Source organism: Paenibacillus polymyxa (genome assembly GCF_018614975.1).
GTDB classification, from domain to species: Bacteria; Bacillota; Bacilli; order Paenibacillales; family Paenibacillaceae; genus Paenibacillus; species Paenibacillus polymyxa_E.
Genome location: NZ_JAGGNR010000031.1, coordinates 1 through 23150, shown reverse-complemented (window position 1 = coordinate 23150; position 23150 = coordinate 1). Strand labels below are relative to the sequence as shown.

Here is a 23150-nt window from a genome sequence, read left to right as displayed (position 1 = left end):
GGGTTTGTTGGTTTGTTGGTTTTTGGTTTTTGGTTTTTGGTTTTTGGTTTTTGGTTTTTGGTTTTTGGTTTTTTAGAGCGTGTCCTCAAACTTGCTCCAAAGCGAAGCGTATCTGAATTTTTTCGGATCAGACCAGAATACACAGCTGTTTACAGCGTTTTTATCAGAGGAATTCGAGAAACAACGTGTCTGGTGTTCTTTACATTTTACATTTTAAAAAGAGGACCTGAAGGCCACAAATAAAACATCCTGTGTTCCTTAGATATCTTCCCGATAACCGTCAGGATCAGTCGGCTTGGGTTGCATCTTCAACAATCGCTTCCACTTCAATCTCAACCATCAACAAGGGATCAATGAGTGCGCTAACTTCAACCATGGTGGCTACAGGCTGGATCTGTCCAAAAAATTCACCGTGCGCCTTGCCAACTTCCTCCCACCTGGAGATATCGGTCACAAACATCCGGGTTCTCACCACATGCGACATGTCAGCCCCCAGTTCTTTCAGTGCATTCTCGATCGCCTGCAAAACGAACCTTGTCTGTGCATACGGATCACCTGCCCCAACAACTACACCATCTTGCATCGCGGTTGTACCCGCCACTTCAATTCGGTTCCCTACACGGATGGCACGGCAATATCCCACCAACGGTTCCCATGGGGAGCCCGTAAAAACCTGCTGTCTGCTCATTCTCTCGTCCCTCGCTTTGGTTGAATTTGTCTAAATTGAACACTGGATTAAACATGAATTATATCAGTCCACCATCATCTCGGACAATAGAATGAGGTTTAATTCTATCTTAACTCCATTAACATTTTTGCACAGAAAAAAAATCCCCTGAATGACTGCCCATTGTTTAGATCAAGGACGGTTCAATCGGGGATTTATGAGAATTAGTATTAGTATCTTTTCTTTAAGGAGAAAGCATCCGCATTACAACTTGATATTAGCCTCATCGAAGTATTCTTCCAGAGTTAACCCACTCTTCGCCACATCCGGTGCCAAATCTGTACCGATGTACCGGATATGCCAAGGCTCATAGACGTAACCTGTTGTATCTTCTTCACCTTGCAGATAACGGATGACATATCCGTATTCTGCAGCGTGTTCAGCCAGCCACTGGCCTTCCTTCGATGTACCAAATACCTCTTCCAGCACATTGCCCACACTCGGGCTGGATACATCAATGGCAAGACCAGTCTGATGTTCGCTTCGGCCTGGCACAGAGCTCACGCGATCCGTGTACTCTTGACCTTTGGTTTTGACATTGTTGTTGTAGATGGATACCTGACGCTGATATGAACGATAGCCCGACACCGCACGAAGCTCAATGCCATCCGCTTTTGCACCTGCAAACAACTTCTCCAGTGCCTCCGCAGCTTCCTTGCGCATATGCCGCTTCTCGTGAGGTTCGTCGAAGGAGAACGGTACATTCGGCTCCACCAGATCGTCCGGCTCGTAACCGTCAGGCAGACTCCGTTGCTTGTTCACAATGACGGTCATGGACTCAGCATTGGTTACCACGGATTGTGCATCAATTGTCGTTTGCAGTGCGCTGATACTGCGTTTCTCCAGCAATGGATCTTCCGCTGTCGCACCATTCCCATTGTCCGAAGAGCCCTGCCCTTCGCCCGCTGAAGCATTCCCAGACTCGCTATCCGTGCCTTCACCGCTGTTGCCAGAAGATGATGTGTCATCCCCGCCAGCATTGTCGCCATCCGTTCCCTTATCCTCCGTAAAATGAACCGTTGTGCCGTCCGTCTCCTGTTGTGTGTTACCTGTTCCATTCGGATTCTGGCTCTCCTCTGTGCCTGAACCGTTCTGGCACGCGGCAAGCAAAGCTCCGCATATCATCAATGAGGACAGCATAACCACCATGCGGCGCTGTCTTCCTGTAGTTGATTTCATGTAAAAACTCCTATCGCAATAATATAAATGTTGTCTAGTTGTTGTATGCAATGTTCCCTGCGACAGTATACCTTAATTGGGAGCGAAGCTCCACTAGTAAAGACGTCCTTTAGAAGAGATCCGAATGAACATATACGGGCTGTACAGCCTGTATGATCGTTTTTTGGACTTTTAGAGCAACAGGCTGCAATAAAAACAAGCAGGGGTGATCTGAGATCTCCCCCGCTCTAATGGGTGCATCATTTGGTTGCCGGGCTGTCCGTCTTCTTCTGGACAGCCTGCCACATCCGCGCGGCTACACGCTCGCGGATCAGATCCAGCCCTGCGGTGGCCGGCACGCCAGGCAGCAGCGCCGTCAGCTCCGGCAAGGCCGGCGGCTTGCCCGGCTGCGCGAGGCGCACCTCAACCGCGCCAAAGCCCGGCCCTGGCTGGTGCATGGCGCCGTCCGCGGCGGCCTCGGCGATCCACTCGCCGACGGCCGCGCCGCCTTCGCCGCCCCGCACTTGCGGGCGGCCAGCCGTTTCCGCTGCGCGGCCGGGGCCGCTGGGATCATGGGCGAGTTCCTCCGCCCATGCCCCCAGCACGCCGGCGAGCAGCGCTTCGCGCGGCAGGCCGGCGTGCGCCAGCTGCAGCAGCGGCGCGGCGGCCGCGAGGCGCGCGGCTACGGCGCGCTCAGCGGCCGCGGCATGCGCGCAGCCCGGGCGGCCGCAGGTGCACGCTACGGCCGCCCGGGCCGTGGCTGCGCCTGGCGAGCCCTCGGGCGCGAGCGTTGCCGGCAGTAGCCCGGCAAGCTCCTCGGGCGCCGGGCCGCCGCGCAGCAAGGCGTACAGCGTCAGCGGGCGCTTGCGCAGCTGAGCCAGTACAGCCTCGCGCTGGGCTCCGCTCAGTCGCGCCGGCGTTCCCGTGACCGTGAACATGCCTGCGGCTGATCCGGTCTTGCCCTCAGCAGCGGAAGCAGAAACGGAAACTTCCTGATCCGCATCCGCTGCTGTTTTTACTTCTGCTGTCCATCCACCGGGGGACATATGCAGCTCGATCTTCCATTTTTCACTCACAACAATCCCCCTTTCTCAACATCTATATTCCCCTGAATGTTCAAGGTCACAGCCACGTCTCACCCTGAAGTGAAATCAGGCCACGCAGCTCATCATCCGACATCTCGGTCAGCCAATTCTCACCTGAACCAACGACCTGCTCGGAGAGTGCCTTCTTGCTCTCAATCAGCTCATCAATCCGTTCCTCCAGAGTTCCCTGACAGATCAACTTATGCACCTGCACGTTGCGATTCTGCCCAATTCGGAATACACGGTCCGTCGCCTGATTTTCAACCGCAGGATTCCACCACCGGTCGTAGTGAACGACATGACTCGCCCGTGTCAGATTCAGACCTACTCCTCCGGCACGAAGAGATAGAACAAACATGGACGGACCCTCTCCTTTTTGGAAAGTCTCCACCATCTCATCCCTTTGCGACTTGGACACACCACCATGCAGGAAATAAGGTTCTTCCTCATATCGCTGTTTCAACCTCGATACCAGCAGATCTCCCATAGCAACATACTGCGTGAAGATCAAGGCCGATTCCCCGTTATCACGGATGGCGTCCAGCAGTTCAAGCAATCGTTCCATCTTACCGGATGCCTCAGCCTTGCCATGGTCTTTTCGATTGCTGTCCGCCAGCACCGGATGATCACAGATCTGCTTGAGCTTGGTCAGGGAGGACAGAACAATCCCCTTCCGGGCAATGCCATTTCTGCCGTCCAGACCACCCATCAGATCATCCACCACACGCTGGTATAACACCGTTTGTTCTGGCGTCAGAGAACAATAGGATTTCAGTTCAAGCTTCTCCGGCAGATCCTTGCGAATATCCGGATCACTTTTCAGCCTGCGCAGCATGAATGGAGATACCAGTCGATGAAGCTCACGCAAGGCTGCTGCATTTTCTTCGGATGGACCCAGTCCCGTATACCGCTGGCGAAACGATGAAGCTGTGCCCAGATACCCCGGATTGAGAAACTGGAAAATTGACCAAAGTTCGCTCAGTCGATTCTCCACGGGTGTACCCGTCATCGCAATACGATGAAGTGTAGACAGGCGCATCACGCTTTGCGCTTGTTTGGTACGGTAGTTCTTAATATATTGAGCCTCATCCAGCACAATGGTGGACCAATGCAGCGAAGCCAGATCCGGTCCATCTCTGCCTGCCAGATGATAGGTCGTCAGTACAATGTCATGCGTCTGCGCTTCTGCCTGAAAATCATTCCCGTGCAGCCGTTGTCCGCCATGATGAATGTACAGCGACAGATCCGGGGCAAATCGCTTCAGCTCACGCTGCCAGTTTCCAAGCAGCGAGGTAGGACACACAATAAGTGCAGGCAGATGAACAGGCTGCTGCACATTAGAATGCTGATCCACCGCGAATGAATCATCTGATCCATTCAACAGCTCATTTTCACGGGCTTCCTCTTCAGCCGCCTGACGTTCCTCGTGTTTGCGGTCCAGCAGACAGGTAATGACCTGAATCGTCTTCCCAAGTCCCATATCATCCGCCAGACATACGCCAAAGCCCAGCTCACGCATCGCGGATAACCATTGGTAGCCTCGTTCCTGATAAGGTCTTAGTTCACCATGCAATTCTGCCGGAACCTGACGAGGCTCAATGCTGCGAAGCACCTGTCCATCGAGCAGGAAAGCAAGCATCCCATCAGATTCTGCGCCAAAGACGGAAAGACCCTTCCATGCAGAATCCTCCCCTTCATCCGCTGCCAGATGCAACCATTCGGAGAGAGGCATATATTGTTCTTCTTCTTTTTTCATATAACGCAGGACTTGGCGAATCTCTTTTGTATCCACTTCAATCCATTCACCGCGGAACATGACATACGGGACTGTGGATTCAGCAAGTGCTGCCAGTTCCTCCGCCGTGACCGGTTTACCATCCAGCATGGGCTCTGCTTTGAAAGCAACCAATTGTTCCATTCCAAGTGCCGATGTGGCCCCAGGCAACCGCTCTGTTCCCCGATTCAACATCTGCAGACGCAGTCCCGCACGACGTTTCCCGGCACGACTCCACCTTGAAGGCATAAGAACGGTTATCCCGGCCTTCTGCAAACGTGGAACCGCATGCGTGAGAAATTCAAAGAAACCCTGCTGCTCCAGCTTAATTTCCTCCGGACGAGCGGTAAGTAGCGCCGTCTCCAGTTCAGGTGCCATTTCTGCTGCTTGCCCGAGTGCCATCAATAATTGCTCTGCCGCCGAGGTATATAACACCTTCCCTCGGTCCAGATCTCGCTCTGGATGTGCCCAGATAGTCCGTGCAGGCAACCTCAGGCTTGGTTCCTGCTCACTGTCCACCCAAAAGCTTATTCCCCAGATCGTTTCATGTTCGCCCAGCGGCGGCTCCAAGCGGAGCACCAGCTTCAATTGGCCTTCCGCAGGTGCCATCTCTTCTGCTCCCACGATTGGCATTGACGTTCCACCAACTTCTTGCAGCGTATGAATAAACGCTGTCATATCGTTCGTCGGCCCTTGCACCGTCACAGGACGGAACATCGAGATCAGACTGTTCCACCAGAGCTCGGCTACTGGCGAAGATCCGCGTCGATATGGGGTGCGGTAACGGGACAGTTCACTGTCCATGCCCTCCAGTTCACTTGTCACTACAGCATGAATCATGCCACTCATGAATGAAAATAATACCGCAGCACCTGCTTCTTCACGCGTTTCCGGTTCCAATGAAGCATAAGCTCCAGGAGCAGAAAGTCCAATCGGAGGCATCGCTTCAGCAAGATCGCGGAATCGTTCGATGTCCTCCTCCTGCTGCAAGCGTGGCCGCCATACGCCTGTCAGTGTCTCTTGCCCGGTCCGTCGCCGTGCTCCGGTCTTTGCTGAGAATTCAGCCGATGGAGCAATTGCTCCCCGCAACAGCAGCTCCTGTGTGAACTGCGCTGCTTTGATCCAGTAACGCATCTCTTCTCCAACCTGAATTCCGGCTGCATTTAACAAACGGTCATCCCATTGCAACAGCAACCTGAAGGCATCCTTAGGCGAGACTGCCAATCCTTCCAATGTGCGCCCCAGCAGTTGACGCCGCTTCGTATTCTTGGCTTCGGCCGTGTTCCTCAGCGGATTCGGCCAGCGCAGCTCCGCAAGACGCAGAGCGGCAGGCTGAAACAGACGACCCCCGTCGCCAAAATTCAACCTTCTTACCACGTGGCTCCATGCATCCACACGCGGTTCCGATGTTTCACCGGAAAAACAAAAAAATACGTCACCAAGCCACACTCCATACAGCGATTGCATCATTAAAGTCTCCCGTCATCCCTTCGCATTGTTACTCTCCATCATATACGAAAATGACCGGATTTAAAAACCTTCGCCCACAAAAAGTGGTTATTTCGATGGTTAGCAACACAAAAAAATGTCCCTTCTCCCGAAAAGCGGATGAGGAACATTTGGGTAAACCAAAGGATAATACTGAATATTGAAAGAATTACGATCGTTACCTTACGATGATCTGATCAAGCTGCCCAGTAATACATCCAGGTTCAAAATGCCCGCACGATGATCCTTACAGAACCCGATTTTGTCAAAAACGCCAAGCATGAAACGGCGGTGTTCCTCAGCAGGTTCCTCGAAACGATCGTAACTTACGACAGAATCGACCATATCGACGATCAAAGGTACAAATCCACCTTTGTAAGGCACCACAATAATACGTGTAGAAGAAGTATCCTCCTGATCCGGCATGCCTAACAATACACGAAGACTCACCACCGAAACAACCTTACCGTACAGCGAAGCAAAACCTCTGATCTCCGGGCTTCCAAACGGGACCGTTGTCACCTGCACCATTCTGATGATCTCATGAACTTCATCAATTCGTAGTGCAAAGATCTGGTCTCCTACCGAAAAATTAATATATTGCATTCCCTCGTCCATAGTTATCCCCATACCCTCTCATTCCTTATAATCAGACTGCTTTCGTCCCATTAGATGTTACTTTGGTGTATCGGTTATTTTTGATCAAATGTTTAGGCTTCAGATCAATTTTGCCAACTTCAACAGACGTTGCAATACGGTTGCTGTCTCCGCTCTGCTCATTTGCCCGGTTGTGACGGGTGGTGGAAGTCAGTCTGTTTCTATGTTTTCAAATACTTGGAACAAAAAAGCGATATTCCTGTGGATAACTTGTTTTATCACTCCAAAACGACTGTTTTATCGGATGAAAACACGAGTTATATCTGATTTGTGGATAAGTTGTGCACATATTGCACACATGCTGTGGATATCTTTGGCGTTTCATGTGGATATTCATTAATTTAATGTGGACATGTTGTGTATTTGTTTGTAAATCTGACGTAAAATCTGAATTTCCGCTTCAGTTATCCATTACTGTGGACACGTTGTGGACATGCCCAATTTCCTTCGCTGTAGTTATTCGACCAATTCACCCTGACGCATGATCAGCTTGTCATCGATGTATACGTCCGGCTTTTGTACAACTGCATCAATATGAACACCTGCGGCAAGTGCTTTACCTGCCTCATAGATGGATTCAGCCAGATCCCGTTTCATATCGTCTGCGACAACCACCAGATTCTCTCCGCTGCGCAGTCCGAGACATTCCGTTAGTACATTTTTACTGATTTCCACACGTTGCTTGCTCATACATTCATCTCTCCTGTCTTTGGTTCAGCTCTCAAAAGTCGACTTGACCCTTTCGACAATTGGCACGGGATTCCTGCATGTCCAAACCTGAACTCACCTCAAGGTATCGGCCCATTCGGCGAGAATTGCAGCTGTTTCCTTATACTGAAACGTCGGAAAGTAATGTCCATAGGGTACATCTATCCGTTCGACCTGTGAGTTCATATCCTGGGGATAGTGATATTCCTGATCTTGATTGGCCCATACAACTAATACATTCTTGGCAAAATGCTGACTTTCCATTTTCGCCCACAACGTTGATCTGGCGCCTTTCCTCTGACCCGAGTGGATCCAGCGCAACAAGTCTGCATGTGCTCCTGCAATGCGAGGGGACTGGAGACTGGAGCGTATTCTCTTGCCCATGGTATCAGCCATAACACTGCTGACGCCTACGCCGCTAAATGAACTGAACATTTGATTCCAACTTTTCTCCGATCTGCCACGCAGCAGGGAGCGCATCACCCCTCTTGGCAAACGGGAAACCCATCTTAGGACATTCGGATTCGAATTGTTGGCAACTGGCTGGAGCAACCCCAGCCGAATGTCTGTCCGCTCGCTACGCATCTGTGCCGCAGCTGCAATAGCAGTACCGATCGAATGCCCCACCAGCTTCACCGGACCTTCAAACTCACCAAGAGCCGCAAGCAGTGCATCCACCTGACCTTCAAATGCTTCATCTCCCTGATGCACCGGGGACCGTCCAAATCCAGCGAGATCGATTAACCATACCGGGTTCCCGGTCCGGGCCCTAAGCTGTTTTCCTAACGGTAACATCTCATCTGCAGATTGAAGCAAACCATGCACAATAATCCAAGGCTCCCCCTCACCCTCCCAACCAAGCGTAGCCATATTTCCGCTCCGTGACCGAATATAATCTGTCGGAAAATCCTCAGGTAACGGCGTATACCGCAGACGATAGTCCAGATCGGCTGTAACCAGCGGAAGCTGTTCCCGGATATCCGGCCACGATTGCCCCATACGTGTAAACAGGGCCTCCGTCTCTTCAACCGGGAATGACCTGTTGGTAATAAAAGCAACCGACTCCGCTGGAACACCACTAATGCGTGAACCACCTGATCTCATGATCCATTGAATCCATGGTAGTGGCGCAACCCCTTTGGGCTTGGGTACGTCCAATTGCTGCGCCAAGAGTTGCAGCAGTTCCTTCATATTGGGACTGTCTTCCTTCCGCACCAACAGTGGATAAGTTCCTCCGACTGGAGCAGCTTCCCTGGATAGAAAAACAAGCGTCTGTGCAACAATGTCATTCTCCACAAGCGGTAACCAATAGGATGAACCTCCCGGCACTACCGGCATAAGTCCTTTCTGAATCGCCTGAATGAGCAGTCCAATCCCACCCGTTTGCTCGGTTTCACCTGTGGGACGTGGTCCAACCACTGTACTCGGATTTACAACCGATAAGGGATAGTGATGCTGTTCTGCATGCTCGCGAATATGCAGATCGGCATGAAACTTCATCTCTTCATATGCACTTTCATTGTTATCCACATGCTCAACCTGTAGATAATTCCCCTGTTCATTCCGCTCTCCATAAGGACTCATATAACCAACAACGTGGATAAAGTGTCTCAATCCGCGGGTATGGTGAATTTCTTGTGCTAGCTGGGCCACTTCTCTGGCTCCGTTCATGAATATCTGCTCGGCTACTTTTCGTTCCAAAGTGACGTCCATCGTTCCACCCGCATGAATGATCACATTCGTTTCCAGAGCACGCTCCCGGTCCGCTGCGGTAAGTCCAAGACCCGACATGGACAAATCACCTGTAATAAAGGTAATTCGGTCGAAACACTTCACTCCATAAGCCTTCAGCACAGTTCTGGCTCGCTGTTCCGAACGAACCAGCAAGAGTAATTTTGCATCTCCCTGTGTGAGTTGTTTGACCGTTTCTTTGCCAATAAAACCTGTGCTTCCTGTCATAAAAATGGTCGTGGCTGCAATATCAGAATCGCTTATTACCTGATTCATGTTTGTTGAATTTGATGCTGTGTTTTCTTCATTGGATACACGGTTAGTATGTACAATCATTCTTTTTCGGCTCCTTTTAGTACTAAATAGTACTAGTTAAATTCAAAAAAAAGAGCTTCGATTAACGAAGCATCTGACAAAACGTACGTGCCGATTGTTCTATAATCCCTACATCACGGGCAGTTCCCGCTAGGATTAGTGAACCTTCCAATGCTGCAATAAACAACAACGCAGCCGGTCCCGGTTCGATTTCTTTGCGAAATTCACCGCGATCCAAACCTTGCTGAAACAACTTCTCCACCATAGGTCTAAGCTCACGAAAGAATCTGGATATACTTTCCTTCACTTGGGGTGCACTGTCCGGTGTCTGCATATATAACGTAACAAAAGGGCAGCTCCCTTCGTAATTTCGGCCCTCAATACCTGCCGACAGCAATGCCATGAACGAGTAGATACGCTCCTCCACTCCTCGCTCACGCTGACTGAGCAGCAGATACAGCTCTGACTCATACTGGGCAATCCAGTATTGAACCACGGCCTGAAGCAGTTCCTCCTTGTTTTTAAAATGATAATAAATATTAGACTTGGATACCCCACTCACTCGCACGACTTCATCCATGCTGACGTAGCTGTACCCCTGACGCAGAAATAATTGTGCCGCCACTTCAACTGCCTTGGTCCGGTTCACCGGATTGGAACTCTTGGATTTGGCAGGTCCCGTGTTCATTTTTTGATTTGTCATATATAGAACTATATAGTACTAGTTAATTGAAAACAAGTATTTCTGTTAACAAAAGATCGTCTCTAGCTCAAGCTACTCCTTACTTGTCCACATTTAGAGTATTATACACACAGGATATCCACATATAGTATTAACTCTGTGTTAAATACGTCATGAGATCGTTAACTGCTTTCGGGTTATCCACATGTCTTCCGGTTGAACCACCAAAAAAAGGCCAACCAGAACGTATCTGGCTGACCCTACATACACTTCATTTCCCAACCTTTAACAACTGTTTGCCTGCTTCAAATTGAAGGTTTACTGTCCCCGGCAATAATCGGCTCGATGCCTTGAAGTGGCAATCTGTTCTCCAAACGGATGGCGACAAACAGGATTATTGTCACCGTAACACCGATTGTTCCTAGCAGTACGCCCGTGTTCTCCTGTCCCATCAGGGACAGCGGAAGTGCCAGTACCAGCGGGACAACAGATCTTGTGAATTGAGTGGCGAACGTTGATCTTCCCGACCACTTCATGGTCTCTTCGCGGCTGCGCAAGTTATCAAACATGACAGATCTTTGCATAATACGAGTCCGATTAAACACAAACCCAAGCAGAAATCCACAGATTAACGATACAGCAAACACCTGTACCGTGCCAATGATGATATCAATAACGCCAATCAGTACAAATAGATACATTGGAATTCGGTGTTCCCACTTACGAATCAGCGTTGCAAGAAAGGCACCAAGCCCCATCGCTGCTCCGATAGCCCCGTAACGGGATGAATCCCAATTGTAGATATCATGGAACAAAATCGGTACGATAAAATTGATTGCTCCCAATTGCACGGTTAATACAACCACCGCCAATATGGTCATGTTCAGTACTTTTTTTCGCACAGCGTCGGAGTACGTAATCTGCGGAGCCTCCGTTGTTTCTTTCTGTACGTTCTGCTCAGCCTGACCGGATCGGGACAGAATTGGAATGAGCCAAGGAGCCATCATACCCACAGCCAGCGTCACCATCAGTACCGTTGAGATCATTGGCAATCCGCCTATACTGAGTAAAACTCCAGTTACCGCACTTCCTCCAAATGCACCAATCTGAATCGCAGTCTGCAAGTCATGCGAGGCCTTGTGTGATTTGATTTTCCCATCCAACACCATCTGGGACATGTAGATTTCCAGACTCTGATTGGTCAAAAACAGAATCACGGAGAATACGCCACCAATCAGATATAAGCCATACACATTGGTATTACCGGCAAATTGAATTAAAAACACCAGCAGAAACACAATACCCAGGATGCGTGCTAAGCTGAAAATCAGCAAAGGTCGTTCTTTAAGTGCAGTTTTAAGAAAAAAACTATACTTTTGCAACAAAATAGGTACCAAACTCATGATCGTAATAATAATACTCAGATGAGTAATCGACCCGCCCTGCTCCAGTACCGACCAGATCAAGGTAATATTTAGAATTGTATCTCCGCATAAGGTAATTGACAGGAAGAGGATGAACAAAATAGTCTGTATCATTGAAGCTGTCTCACCTCAGCAACTTGCAAATCCAGCTTTTGTTCCAGCAATCTTGCGACTTGTTTTACTGATTCGATGTCCTCAGGTCCCTCATATTGAGTACGCACAGACAGAAGACCTGTAATATCGAATCCTTTCGGAGCAGAATGAACCACTCTACCTTTGGCAGCCACTGGATAATAAGCCCGGTACCTCACATCGTCTGCTGCCTCACCGCTGGCATTATTCAACACCTTGCCATCACGGTACACAAATTTGATACAGGTTGCGCACTTGGGAGCCGTTCTTTTCGCAAAATGGGGAGCCAATGTCTCCTCCCCCTGAAGACCATAAGCATGGGCGGTCACCAAATCAGTCCCGTACACATCGCGAATATTGCGATAGACATGCCCCCCACTGATACGACAGCTGAACTCCACCACTTTATACTCATCGTTGGCGTTCTGTCTGGCTTCAACGTTAAACAGCCCATTTACAAGTTTCAGACCTGTGCATATTTGCTGAGCCATCTCGCAAAGGTCTTGTTCCACATTGGATTGTCCCTGAAAAGGTAGCGTATATTCATCCTCTTCAAAGTATGGACCTGGCATTCTGAGCTTGTTATGGACTCCGCCCAGATAAAACCGTCCATTAACAACTACTCCATCCAGCGTAATCTCTTCCCCTGGCAGGAACTCTTCAATCAGCGCTATTGCAGGACATTCCTCGTCAAAATATAGCCCCGATTGCGAGATAGCAAGTTGCGATATGCTATCGAAGGCCTCCTTCAATTCGGCATGCGAATGCACGAGTGCAACATGGCTGCTGGATGCGGCCAGCGTGGGTTTAATAATAACCGGATAGCCTACGCTTGCTGTCGCTGAAACAGCCTCATCCAACGTATTTACAGCATAAAATTCAGGACAGGCCACGCCCTCCTGCTTTAGGAACTGACGCTGTCTTGACTTATCTCTGGCAATTTCAGCCGCCTGGACAGGAATATCCTGTCTTCCCAATCCTTCATTTAATCTCGCATTCAGTACAATATCTGTCTCCTGCCAGGTAATGAAAAACGGAACTCCTTTTTGTCTCGCCTGCGTGATCATTTCTTCCACATTCTCATACTTGGGAATATGCTGAACAGACCGAAAGCGCGGATCTTGTTCATATCCAGAAACAGAGGTCCATAAATGGACCTCTTCAAAAATTCTTCCCAGAGCTTCAATATGATCCCCGTGCAGGGAAAAACCTTTTCTCATGAGCAGACCAACGGAGGAACGAGTCATGCCAGAACCTCTTCTTTCGGCTGCTCCACAAACTCCAAAGCAATAATATACAATGTTCCATTCTCCCCAGCCTTGGATGAATGCACCGTATTAGCAGGAAGCAGAATGCGGTCACCTGGCGTACAATACAGTTCTCCTTCCTCTGTGAAGAAAGTAATATCTCCATTTATAATCAACAGGGTTTCGTCTGTAGGATGTGTATGGGATTTGTGCTCCCTGAACGGTGTATCTCTTTGTACCTCTACCGAACCGGTTACAGGCAACAACTGCATTACAGCTTCTTCAAGTGTTACGTCAGACCCTTGGATATATTGAACTGAACTCATACTATTCCTCCTCATATGATGAAATGGGCATTGCGCTGTAGCGGAAACTTCATTAGTATCTGGAATAAAATATTGCAGCCACTCTCGATTATTTGGATTCCCATAGACCCCTAGATGCGGGAATGGTTCAATTGCATCGTATTGCCGAAGCAAGCTTCGCACCAAATCCTTGGATTTATCTCCTTTTGGTGTTCCCAAGCCAATCGAATCAAAGACCCATCGGGGTTGAAAGGTAATCATGTATGTATTGGCACGTCTGCTCCTTCTGACCTCATGTGCTGGTGTGTTACAAACGACAAAAATGGGTTCCCCATGAAAGCAAAATTCCCACAAGGGATCATTCTCTTCATTCGGTATGAACTCTGGCCATTCTTTCAAGTCAATGGTGTGCAGCCGGGTCAGGATGGACCAGAACGTATGCTGATATTCATGGATGGATAGATCCTTATCAATATTAAAGAACGTGACCATGGAGGTGTAGTTTCCAAAGCTCCTTGCCTGTTCCACGTATTCTCTCAATGCCCTCCCCAGTTCTTCTATGGAATGGTCATCCACATCATCAAAAAAGGAGAAACGTAGCTCATTACGGTTAAGTCCCATGGAACCGAATATACAGGGAAACCGTGGATTCTCACCGGTCATGTCCTTCTCAAAATGCTCAAATTCCTGCTTTCTCCAATCATGACTATCCAGTCTCTTCACATCAGCGTTATCTAGCAACAACCCAAAGCCCTCCTAGAATGGTTTATTGGTGAACCAGGACAAACTTGTCATGTAGTTCTAGAAGTTGTTTTCTAACAAAATCAATATCAGGACCTTCCACAATGGCATATCCGGATCTGGACATCGTATCTCGACCACCTGAAATGGACTGACCTGATGTATAGTTAATTCGGATATCAATGAGTCCCTCCATCGATTTGAAATCTTCTGCTGATGAGATGCTTTCGATCTTGCCTACAGCAGATGGGAAATTAACCGCACCGGTGTACTTGCCTGTATTAACCAAGGTTGGAGCTTCATATATCCCAAGTTCTGTTTGAATGGCTGCATCAAACAAGTTCACCTGATGGGAATTCAACACCATAGGTGGAATGATGACAATCCCTCCAATGCGTGCTCCAATCTCTCCAAAACAGATCTCCCCATTCGGCAGAAGGAATACCTCTGCATGGAACACACTGTTACGTATTCCGAGTGTCCGTATGATCTTTTCATTGAACGACTGCATCCGTTCCACATATTCATAATGTGTGTTAGCGGGATAACAGATCGTGCCGGAAGGGCGATCATTTTGGACAATCTCAAGACAATTAAACAAATATTCAGAGACGGAGGAAAATACAAGCTCACCTTCTGAAACGATCGAATCAATATGAAACTCCCTACCCGTAATGAATTCCTCAATGAGCACTGATTCCCGATTCCAGGATTGGCTGATATACCGCTCAAGCTCCTCTTGATTATTGAGCTTGTAAGTCATGATCGTCGCCCAGCCACTAATGGGTTTGATAATGATAGGAAAGCCAATACCTGTGACAATCTTTCTAATCTGTACTGCATTGGATGCTATACGCGTCTGTGACGTGTAGATTCCCGCCTGCCGCAATGTCTCCTTCATGATCCATTTGTTCCGAACCGTCTCGGCCTGATTCTTTTGAATGCCAGGTATGCCAAAACGCGTTCTGAGATACCCACCCGTCTCCACCACATTTTCGGTCGGGGCAATCACTCGCTCCACATCGTATTCATCCAAAATGCGCTCAAAAACCTCTTCCACCTGATCAATCCGAGTAATATCTTCCACTTCGAACACAGCTCTGAACAACCCTTCGGGTAAGGAGTAAAAATGTTCATATCCCTGCTCTACCAACAAAATGTTGGTTGTTTCCGATATGTTGGACAAAGCATCGAGAAACCCCGTTTTGGTGTTCATTCGCTTGTCACATAGAAAGACGATATCCCTCATAAAGAACTTCACCTCCAATTCAAACTTCTTTACTTTCTGTTATATTTTTCTATAATATGGATATTGTTCAGGTATGTCAATCTAAAAATTACAAATATTTAAATTTTGGCTAATTGTTGCCAAATTTTGTACTAACAACAGGTTGTAGACATTATACAAACACCTCCACTTTCTGTATTAGTCGTTCCATTCATTCATAATGGCAGTTCCTAACTGGAAATTTTCACATCAAAAAAAGGTGACTCCAATTCATCCGGAATCACCTCTTTTTATGTTTTTTCTTATTCACACATTCATTAAATACATGGGGACCTGTTATTTTTTCAGACTATCCCAGTTCTGCTGCAATGCGTCGAGCAATCCGGCTTTATCCGATTTGCCTGCAACGTAAGCTTGAATCGTGCTGCCGTACTCTTGTGGAACCCCTTCAGGGAAACGGTTGAAGTTCCAGCTGAGTGTTTTGTTTTCCTGGCTATACTTCATGATCTCTGTGGCGAGGTCACCCAGATCCTCCTCGGATGCCGTGATAGAGCTGAACGCCGGGATGAACTTGAATTCTTTGGTCATGTATTGTTTCCCGATATCCGAAGTTACGAGCCACTCCAAAAACTCTTTTGCTTCCGTTTTCACTTGAGAGTTCTTGTTCACAACCCAGTAGTTCGGCACGCCGACAAACAATTTGTCATTTGGTTCATTATTAATTGGCATTGGGAGGATACCCAGATTCAGATCCGGATCGATTCCATCGATCTGTACTTGAGTCCAGTTTCCTTGCTGCATCATCGCCGCTTCTCCACTCGCAAACAACGTAACTTGCGTATTGTAGTCGGTTGTCAGCGGGTTTTTGTTGCTATATTTCAACGTTAAGTCGAGCAGGTTCATCCAGTCAGTGAACACCTGATTGCCAGGAATTTTCTCCGTGCTTTCGTTGAGTCCCTGGATGAATTTCACTGGATCTGCCTGATTCGCAAATGCCACGTTTACGTTATGGTTACCCAGCACCCACCACTCCTGATATCCGTTCGAGAAAGGCGTAATGCCTGCGGCCTGAAGTTTCTGTGCAGCCTGATCCAATTGCTCAAGTGTCGTTGGAATTTCGGTAATACCAGCTTTTTGGAAGAGGTCTTTGTTATAAATGAAACCATAACCCTCCAGCGCGAGTGGCTGTCCGTAGAGCTTGCCGTCTTTGGTCATGGGCTCTTTGGCTACTTCAAGCGCATCCTTGGCCCATGATTCTCCAGATAGATCTTCCAGATATTCAAGCCATGTATCCAGCTCACGATAACCACCTACGTTGAAAATGTCCGGTTGTTCGCCTGCGGCAAACTTGGCTTTTAATGCAGCACCGTAGTCACTGCCGCCACCTACAGTTTGGATATCCAGTTTGACACCTGGATGTGAGGATTCATATTCCGCTTTGAGACGATTGAGCGCTTCCGCAATTTCGACTTTGAATTGGAAGATTTTAATGGTTTTATCTCCAGCAGCAGCCTCTCCACCACCTTGAGCATCCGTATTGACCGGACTGCCACTCTTGTCTCCATTGCCACAACCCGCGAGCATTACCGAAAAAGCAATCAGCATAAGCAACGTCAATTTTGTCATTCTTTTCATACATACACTCTCCCTATAGTAGTTTCAGTATAACAGTTCCACTAATGCATATTTACACTGGCACACCGATGACAGAATAACCTTCCTTTATGGTCTTTCCCTTTCATAATCTTACCTTCAGGAGCCATGCCCAAGCTATGCGGGCATGACTCCCTTTGCACACCTCCATACGAGGTGGGAGCAAAGGGATCAGGATGCGATGGAGGAGTGGAGCGTTCGCCTTTGATACTCGGTGGCTTCCTTGCCCCAATCCATTCAGGCCACCGAGGAGCAACAGCGACCGAAAGCGCAACTTGATCCCGCAAGCGACCCTTTTCTGCCATACCGGATTTAGCTTTAAATCTTTTCTTTAAGGATCTCTTTTCTTTATTGATCTCTTCCCTAGGAATCATGCCCAAGCTATGCGGGCATGACTTCCCTTTGCACACCTCCATGCGAGGTGGGAGCAAAGGGATCAAGAATGCGTTGTAGGAGCGGAGCGTTCGCCTTTGATACTCGGTGGCTTCCTTGCCCCAATCCATTCAGGCCACCGAGGAGCAACAGCGACCGAAAGCGCAACTTGATCCCGCCAGCGACCCTTCCCTCGCAACACTCACCCTTTAACTGATCCAGCGGTAATCCCCTGAATGATATACTTCTGCATCAGCAGGAAGAAGATAATGATTGGCATGATGCCGAGCACAAGTGCAGGCAAGGCCAGATCCCATTGCTTCGTATATTGTCCGAAGAGTGCAAAGGTCGCAATTGGAATCGTACGCAGGTTGGAGCTTTGCAGGATCAGAGATGGAAGCAGATAATCATTCCAGATCCAGAGTGTGTTCAAAATGATGACGGTTACATACATCGGTTTCATGAGTGGAAATACGATGCGGAAGAACACCCCGTAGACCGAGCTTCCATCCACCCGAGCCGCTTCCTCAATCTCCAATGGGACGGATTTCACGAATCCGTGGAACAGGAAGACCGACATCGGTGCCCCGAAACCAAGATAACAGATGATGAGTCCACCAAGGCTATCGATCAGTCCGAGATTACTGGTTACAGTAACGAGTGGAATCATGATAGACTGAAACGGGATCACCATCGCGGCAATGAACATGCCGAACAAAATCCGGTTGAATCGGGTATTACTGCGGACCATTCGGTACGCGGCCATGGAACTGATCAGCACAAGCAACAGATTGCTGACTACCGTAACGATAAGCGAGTTCATCAGCGCGGACGGGAAGTTAATTTTCTCCCAGGCGTTCGCATAGTTTCCCCACTGAAATACTTCCGGCCATGCGGCCGAATTGGTGAGCAAATCACCGAAGGTTTTGACAGAATTGACAAACAGGAAGTAAAACGGAACCAGGAATAAAAGTCCAAGGAGTACCATGACAATCTCGGTTACAATGGTACTGAAGCGGTAATTTTTCGTCGTCTCCATCAGGCTTCTACCTCCTTGCTCTTCGTCAGACGTACCTGAATCATGGTGATGATGGCAACGATTACGAAGAACACGAGTGCTTTGGCGGTTCCGATGCCATATCTGTTATTCACAAAGGCTTCATTGTAAATATTAAGTGCAACCGACTCTGTTGATCCGAAAGGTCCACCTTTGGTCAGTGACAGATTGAGATCGAACATTTTGAACGACCAGGAGATCGCCAGGAACAGACAGATCGTTACACCCGGCATAATGAGCGGAAGAATGATGCTCCGCAGTACCTGCCAGCGACTTGCGCCATCAATCTCGGCAGCTTCCAGCAGATCAGGGGATACATTTGTCAGAGATGAGATGTAGATGACCATCAGATATCCTGCGGTCTGCCATACAAACACAATCACGATTCCCCAGAAGGCGGTTGGTTCGTCTCCCAGCCAAGGAAGGTTGAAGAAGGACCAGCCGGTTACATCGCCTACTGCTGAAAACCCTTTCACAAATATGAACTGCCAGATAAAGCCGAGCAACAACCCACCGATCACGTTAGGCATAAAAAAGATCGTACGCAGAATGTTTCTCGTCTTGAGCGGTTTGGTCAGGAAATACGCCAGGAAAAAGCCAATCACATTGGTCAGTACCACACCAACCACGGTGAAGCGCACCGTAAACCAAAACGCCGTTTGGAACTTGGGATCATTTGCAAAAACATGCACGAAGTTATCAAACCCTACCCAATTAATGTTCTCGGATACCCCGTTCCAGTCCGTGAAGGAATACACCATGCCAAGCAGGAAAGGGACCACGATGATGAGAATAAAAAACACGATGGAGGGACCCACGAACACAAGCTGCTGTAACAGCTGTGAAGATTTGCGATGCTTCATATCGTTCTCCCCTTCTATAGATGGATGAAATTGGTCTCTTTTTCTATTAAACCCCATTATCGCCGAGGGAAACACCGACCCTTGTGAACAGTTGGGGGTAAAATATTGTCCTCTCTTAACCTGCAACCAGAAGGGGTGTTCCGATGTCCAAATACTACAGTATACGCACCAAATTGATTGCCTTTATGCTTATTGCTACCACCCTTCCGCTGATCGCATCGATCAGCATGACGTTTATCCAGACCAAGACAGCCCTGCGGGAACAGGCTGTTGAAGAGAACAAACGCCTGATCTACCAAGCATCCACCAATCTCAATAACTATGTGGATAACGTGGCCAGAGCGTCGCTCGCTGTGTATAACGACCCGAACTTTCTGCGTAACTTGGCAAAGATTCCTGGTGATTATCGTGCGGTAGCCGAGGTGTACACCACTTTGCAGACCATCCGCGCGGCTGTGCCGGATGTATTCCAGCTGTATTTGCACTCTTTTGCCGCCAATCAATCCACCTTAATTACGAACCCCTTTCCGAAGCGGGAGGAACGCAAACAGGCCTATTCCGGCTCGCTTCATGGAAAAACAGGCGGTGACAGCCCGGATATCTGGGTGGAATCGGCCCATATGAGTCACACGTACGGATTCAAGGCCGCCTCCCCCGATGATTCTGCAAGAACGGTCATTACCCTGCATCGGGTCATCAAGGATATTCCGTCCACCGAGCGTCTGGGTGTACTCGCCATTGATCTGAATATGAATACCATTGCAGCAATCTGTGGCAGGCTGTATGATCCGGCTAAGGAACAGATCTATGTTGTGGATGGTCAGAATCAGATCATTTACCAAGGACATTCCGAGGTCAATCATACGGATGCACTACGAGAGGAAACGGCTAGTGAACTGAATATTGCGCGATCTAGCGCAGGTACAGCCCAGAATGTCGCAGGGCATTTTGAACAGGATCGTTCCATGTATGTATACCAGCAACTTGGCAGCACGTACGCTAACTGGACCATCGTCAAACAGATTCCGAATGAGACGTTATATGCCAGAGCCACCACACTCACGTGGAATAACGCGATGATTGCCATTGCAGCACTTGTATTGGTCATTGTTGCAACCTTGTTCATCTCCATCCGAATCACCGGTCCGCTCAAGCAACTCATGCGGTATATGAACCAGATTCAAGCCGGGCGCCTGCATGTGGATATCCATCTATCCAGCCGAGATGAATTCGGGGTGCTCGCTCGTCATTTCCGAGATATGATGGATACGGTAAATAACCTTATTTTGCGAGAATATCGACTCGAAATCGCCAATAAGACGAATCAGCTCAAAGCGTTGCAAGCGCAGATTCATCCGCATTTTCTGTATAATACACTGCAATCCATAGGTACACTTGCCCTTCAACAGCAAGGACAACGGGCGTATACACTACTCTCTAGCCTGTCCAAAATGCTGCGCTACAGCATGCGGGATCAGACCTGCGTGACCTTACGCGAAGAGGCGGAGCATGCCCGATTATATCTGGAACTGCAGCAAGAGCGGTTTGGTGACCGCCTTGAGGTGGATTTGGATTTTGCCGAAGATACGCTATCTGTCGAAATGCCAAGAATGACGTTACAACCTTTAATTGAGAACTATTTCAAACATGGAGCAGATATTCACCCTGGCAAAGGTCACATATCCCTATCCAGCCGCCGGATCAACGATCATTGGATTGAAATAGAACTGAACAATAACGGCCCCTCCATACCTGAAGATAAATTACTGGAGATCCGCGGATGGCTACATCAAAGTCATACAACAACCGGGTTATCCACGCAGGAATCCGACGAGTCTGAGTCCATCGGTCTACGAAATGTGATACGCCGACTTCAATTGAACTCACATCCCGGTCACTCAGCCAAGCTTGAGATCAGTAATCGGGAACCCAATGGTGTAAAGATCAGGGTTAAACTATACGCAGGAGAGTGAACAACATGAAGGCACTGCTTGTAGATGATGAAAAACATGTCCGCGATGCCATAAGGTTGCTTGGTCATTGGGAAGAGTTTGGCATTGATACATTACTTGAAGCAGCAGACGGGGATGAAGCCATCGCCGCCATCATAGCACATCAACCTCAAATCATACTCAGTGACATGCGTATGCCGGGCAAGGACGGTATGGCATTACTTGAGTGGATATCGGCTCAGGCCCCACACAGCAAGGTGCTGGTCATTAGTGGGTATGACGATTTTGAACTCGTAAGACATGCAATCAGGCATGGTGGCATGGACTACCTCCTGAAACCTGTAGAAGCAGATGAGCTGAATGCATCTCTATTAAAGGCCGTTACAGCTTGGGAAGAGGAAGACGCCATTCGGATACAATCCACCAGGCAATCCATTGTCGTTAATCGAATGCGCCCACACTACCAGGATCGTCTGCTCACCGAACTTGCCGTCGGAAGAGGCAGCAGCCCATCACACATGCAGCGATTGCAGGATGAGTTAAATCTCCCCTGTCTAATCTCTGTCTGTAGTGTCGCTGTCACCAGCCTGTCCCATCTGGATGCAGATTGTCTGGCAAAATATCGCAGTCAACCCGACCTGCTTGTGTTCTCGGTACTCAATATCTGTGCGGAGATGTTATCCACACCAGACGAAGGCGTTATGTTTCGTCAGTTGGATCAGCCGGACGAGATTGTTCTGCTGCATTGGGGTCCATCTATTTCATTGGAACATATTCTGGACAAGGTCAATCATGGATTGGAGCAGACGATTCAGCGCCGGCTTCATTTCGGCATCTCCACGTGTGAGTCCTACCCTGGCGGAATCGCAGCGGCCTATCTGGAAGCAAGTTCAAGGTTGTGGCGACGTAATGGTGTGCAAATCAAACAGCGAATTCACGCTTCCGTGGAATCATTGAATGGGAATAAAATCAGGCGTTTAACCGCCCATGAAGAACCCCTGCGTATGGCAGCCATGAGTTGCCGGGCTTCCAGTGTATCTGCTGCGGTCGCCGAGTGGCTTGACCCGATTACTGATCTTGAGGTTGTCAGTGCTGAGCAGATCCAGCAATGGATTGATGAGCTGGAATGGATGCTGAGCCGCTGGCTTGATGATACGGCAGGTTCGTCATTCAAAGAGGAAGAAGTGATGGAGGAACAGTCTATTCCCTTTGCCGAGTTACCTTTGGACTCTGAAGGAATGTTATCCTTCCCCCTGCTTCGTTCATTGTTGGAACAACGACTGCTTGCCGCTGGAAAGGCACTCACCGCTCATCACCACGCCAATCCTGATCCCATGAGTGAGATTGCACGTTATATGGACGCCCATTATCAGGAGGACCTGTCCTTACAGCAGATTGCCGCGCGTTTCTATCTGAGCCGGGAGTATATCTCCCGCAAATTCAAACAGCAATTTGGTCTGAACTGGTCGGAATATCTGGGCAAACTGCGGATCAACAACGCCAAGCTGTTACTGCAAAATCCTTCCCTGCGAGTCGTCAAAATTTCGGAGATGGTTGGATTCCAGGATGAGAAGTATTTCAGCAAAGTGTTCAAAAAAATGGAGGGCATCACGCCAGCGGAATATCGTAAAACATTATTGCAGGCAGGTACGTAACGAGTACCTGATCCGAATTAAAAAGAGTACTCCCGGCATGACCTGATATGCTCCCCTCATAGTAGACAGTAGAAAAAAACAAAACTTCTACGTCTATTATGAGGGGAGTTTTCTCATGTCTAAAAGAAGTCCCATTTCTTTAGAAATCAAATTACACACCGTACAGCGCTGCCTTGAACTCCAATCCAATCCGAAT

17 protein-coding genes are annotated in these 23150 nt (G+C 48.6%); 2 read left to right on the top strand and 15 right to left on the bottom strand.

Going from position 1 to position 23150, the window contains the following annotated elements; all coding sequences use genetic code 11:
* Positions 1-286: 286 nt before the first annotated feature.
* The 15 genes from J7E78_RS21810 to J7E78_RS21740 form a co-directional block, all read right to left on the bottom strand.
* Positions 287-688, bottom strand: coding sequence for a RidA family protein (locus J7E78_RS21810; RefSeq protein WP_215078178.1), 402 nt, complete (start codon positions 686-688; stop codon positions 287-289).
* Positions 689-931: 243 nt separating this feature from the next.
* Positions 932-1906 carry a M15 family metallopeptidase gene (locus J7E78_RS21805; protein ID WP_074093333.1) on the bottom strand — a complete coding sequence of 325 codons (975 nt, stop codon included), beginning with the start codon at positions 1904-1906 and terminating at the stop codon, positions 932-934.
* A gap of 239 nt (positions 1907-2145) precedes the next feature.
* Complete coding sequence (locus J7E78_RS21800) at positions 2146-2961, bottom strand: hypothetical protein (protein ID WP_215078177.1); 816 nt, start codon at positions 2959-2961, stop codon at positions 2146-2148.
* A gap of 46 nt (positions 2962-3007) precedes the next feature.
* Positions 3008-6214 carry a DEAD/DEAH box helicase gene (locus J7E78_RS21795; protein ID WP_215078176.1) on the bottom strand — a complete coding sequence of 1069 codons (3207 nt, stop codon included), beginning with the start codon at positions 6212-6214 and terminating at the stop codon, positions 3008-3010.
* A gap of 201 nt (positions 6215-6415) precedes the next feature.
* Positions 6416-6862, bottom strand: a complete 447-nt coding sequence (locus J7E78_RS21790) for a chemotaxis protein CheW (RefSeq protein WP_215078175.1) — start codon at positions 6860-6862, stop codon at positions 6416-6418.
* A 483-nt stretch (positions 6863-7345) separates the two neighbouring features.
* Entirely contained in the window at positions 7346-7579 is a 234-nt protein-coding gene (locus J7E78_RS29505) for a hypothetical protein (RefSeq protein WP_251035188.1), read from the bottom strand.
* Positions 7580-7672: 93 nt separating this feature from the next.
* Positions 7673-9664 (bottom strand): alpha/beta fold hydrolase, encoded by a 1992-nt coding sequence (locus tag J7E78_RS21780; protein WP_215078174.1) that lies wholly within the window; start codon positions 9662-9664, stop codon positions 7673-7675.
* A 61-nt stretch (positions 9665-9725) separates the two neighbouring features.
* Complete coding sequence (locus J7E78_RS21775) at positions 9726-10292, bottom strand: TetR/AcrR family transcriptional regulator (protein WP_036607516.1); 567 nt, start codon at positions 10290-10292, stop codon at positions 9726-9728.
* 338 nt (positions 10293-10630) lie between these two features.
* Entirely contained in the window at positions 10631-11863 is a 1233-nt protein-coding gene (locus J7E78_RS21770) for an MFS transporter (RefSeq protein ID WP_215078173.1), read from the bottom strand.
* The gene (locus J7E78_RS21765) at positions 11860-13128 is read right to left on the bottom strand and encodes an ATP-grasp domain-containing protein (protein WP_215078172.1); all 1269 of its coding nucleotides are present in this window, start codon (positions 13126-13128) and stop codon (positions 11860-11862) included. Before J7E78_RS21765 ends, J7E78_RS21770 begins: the two co-directional genes overlap by 4 nt.
* Positions 13125-14177 (bottom strand): YqcI/YcgG family protein, encoded by a 1053-nt coding sequence (locus J7E78_RS21760; protein WP_215078171.1) that lies wholly within the window; start codon positions 14175-14177, stop codon positions 13125-13127. Before J7E78_RS21760 ends, J7E78_RS21765 begins: the two co-directional genes overlap by 4 nt.
* A 22-nt stretch (positions 14178-14199) precedes the next feature.
* Positions 14200-15423 (bottom strand): ATP-grasp domain-containing protein, encoded by a 1224-nt coding sequence (locus J7E78_RS21755; RefSeq protein WP_215078170.1) that lies wholly within the window; start codon positions 15421-15423, stop codon positions 14200-14202.
* Between the two features lie 315 nt (positions 15424-15738).
* Entirely contained in the window at positions 15739-17037 is a 1299-nt protein-coding gene (locus tag J7E78_RS21750; protein ID WP_215078169.1) for an ABC transporter substrate-binding protein, read from the bottom strand.
* Positions 17038-17629: 592 nt separating this feature from the next.
* Entirely contained in the window at positions 17630-18466 is an 837-nt protein-coding gene (locus J7E78_RS21745; protein ID WP_215078168.1) for a carbohydrate ABC transporter permease, read from the bottom strand.
* A complete protein-coding gene (locus J7E78_RS21740; RefSeq protein ID WP_036607341.1) occupies positions 18466-19347 on the bottom strand; it encodes a carbohydrate ABC transporter permease in 882 nt (293 codons plus the stop codon). Before J7E78_RS21740 ends, J7E78_RS21745 begins: the two co-directional genes overlap by 1 nt.
* A gap of 143 nt (positions 19348-19490) precedes the next feature.
* Here J7E78_RS21740 and J7E78_RS21735 point away from each other — a divergent pair, with 143 nt between their 5' ends.
* Positions 19491-21320, top strand: coding sequence for a sensor histidine kinase (locus tag J7E78_RS21735; RefSeq protein WP_215078167.1), 1830 nt, complete (start codon positions 19491-19493; stop codon positions 21318-21320).
* 5 nt (positions 21321-21325) lie between these two features.
* Entirely contained in the window at positions 21326-22954 is a 1629-nt protein-coding gene (locus J7E78_RS21730) for a response regulator (protein WP_215078166.1), read from the top strand.
* The last annotated feature ends 196 nt before the right edge of the window (positions 22955-23150 follow it).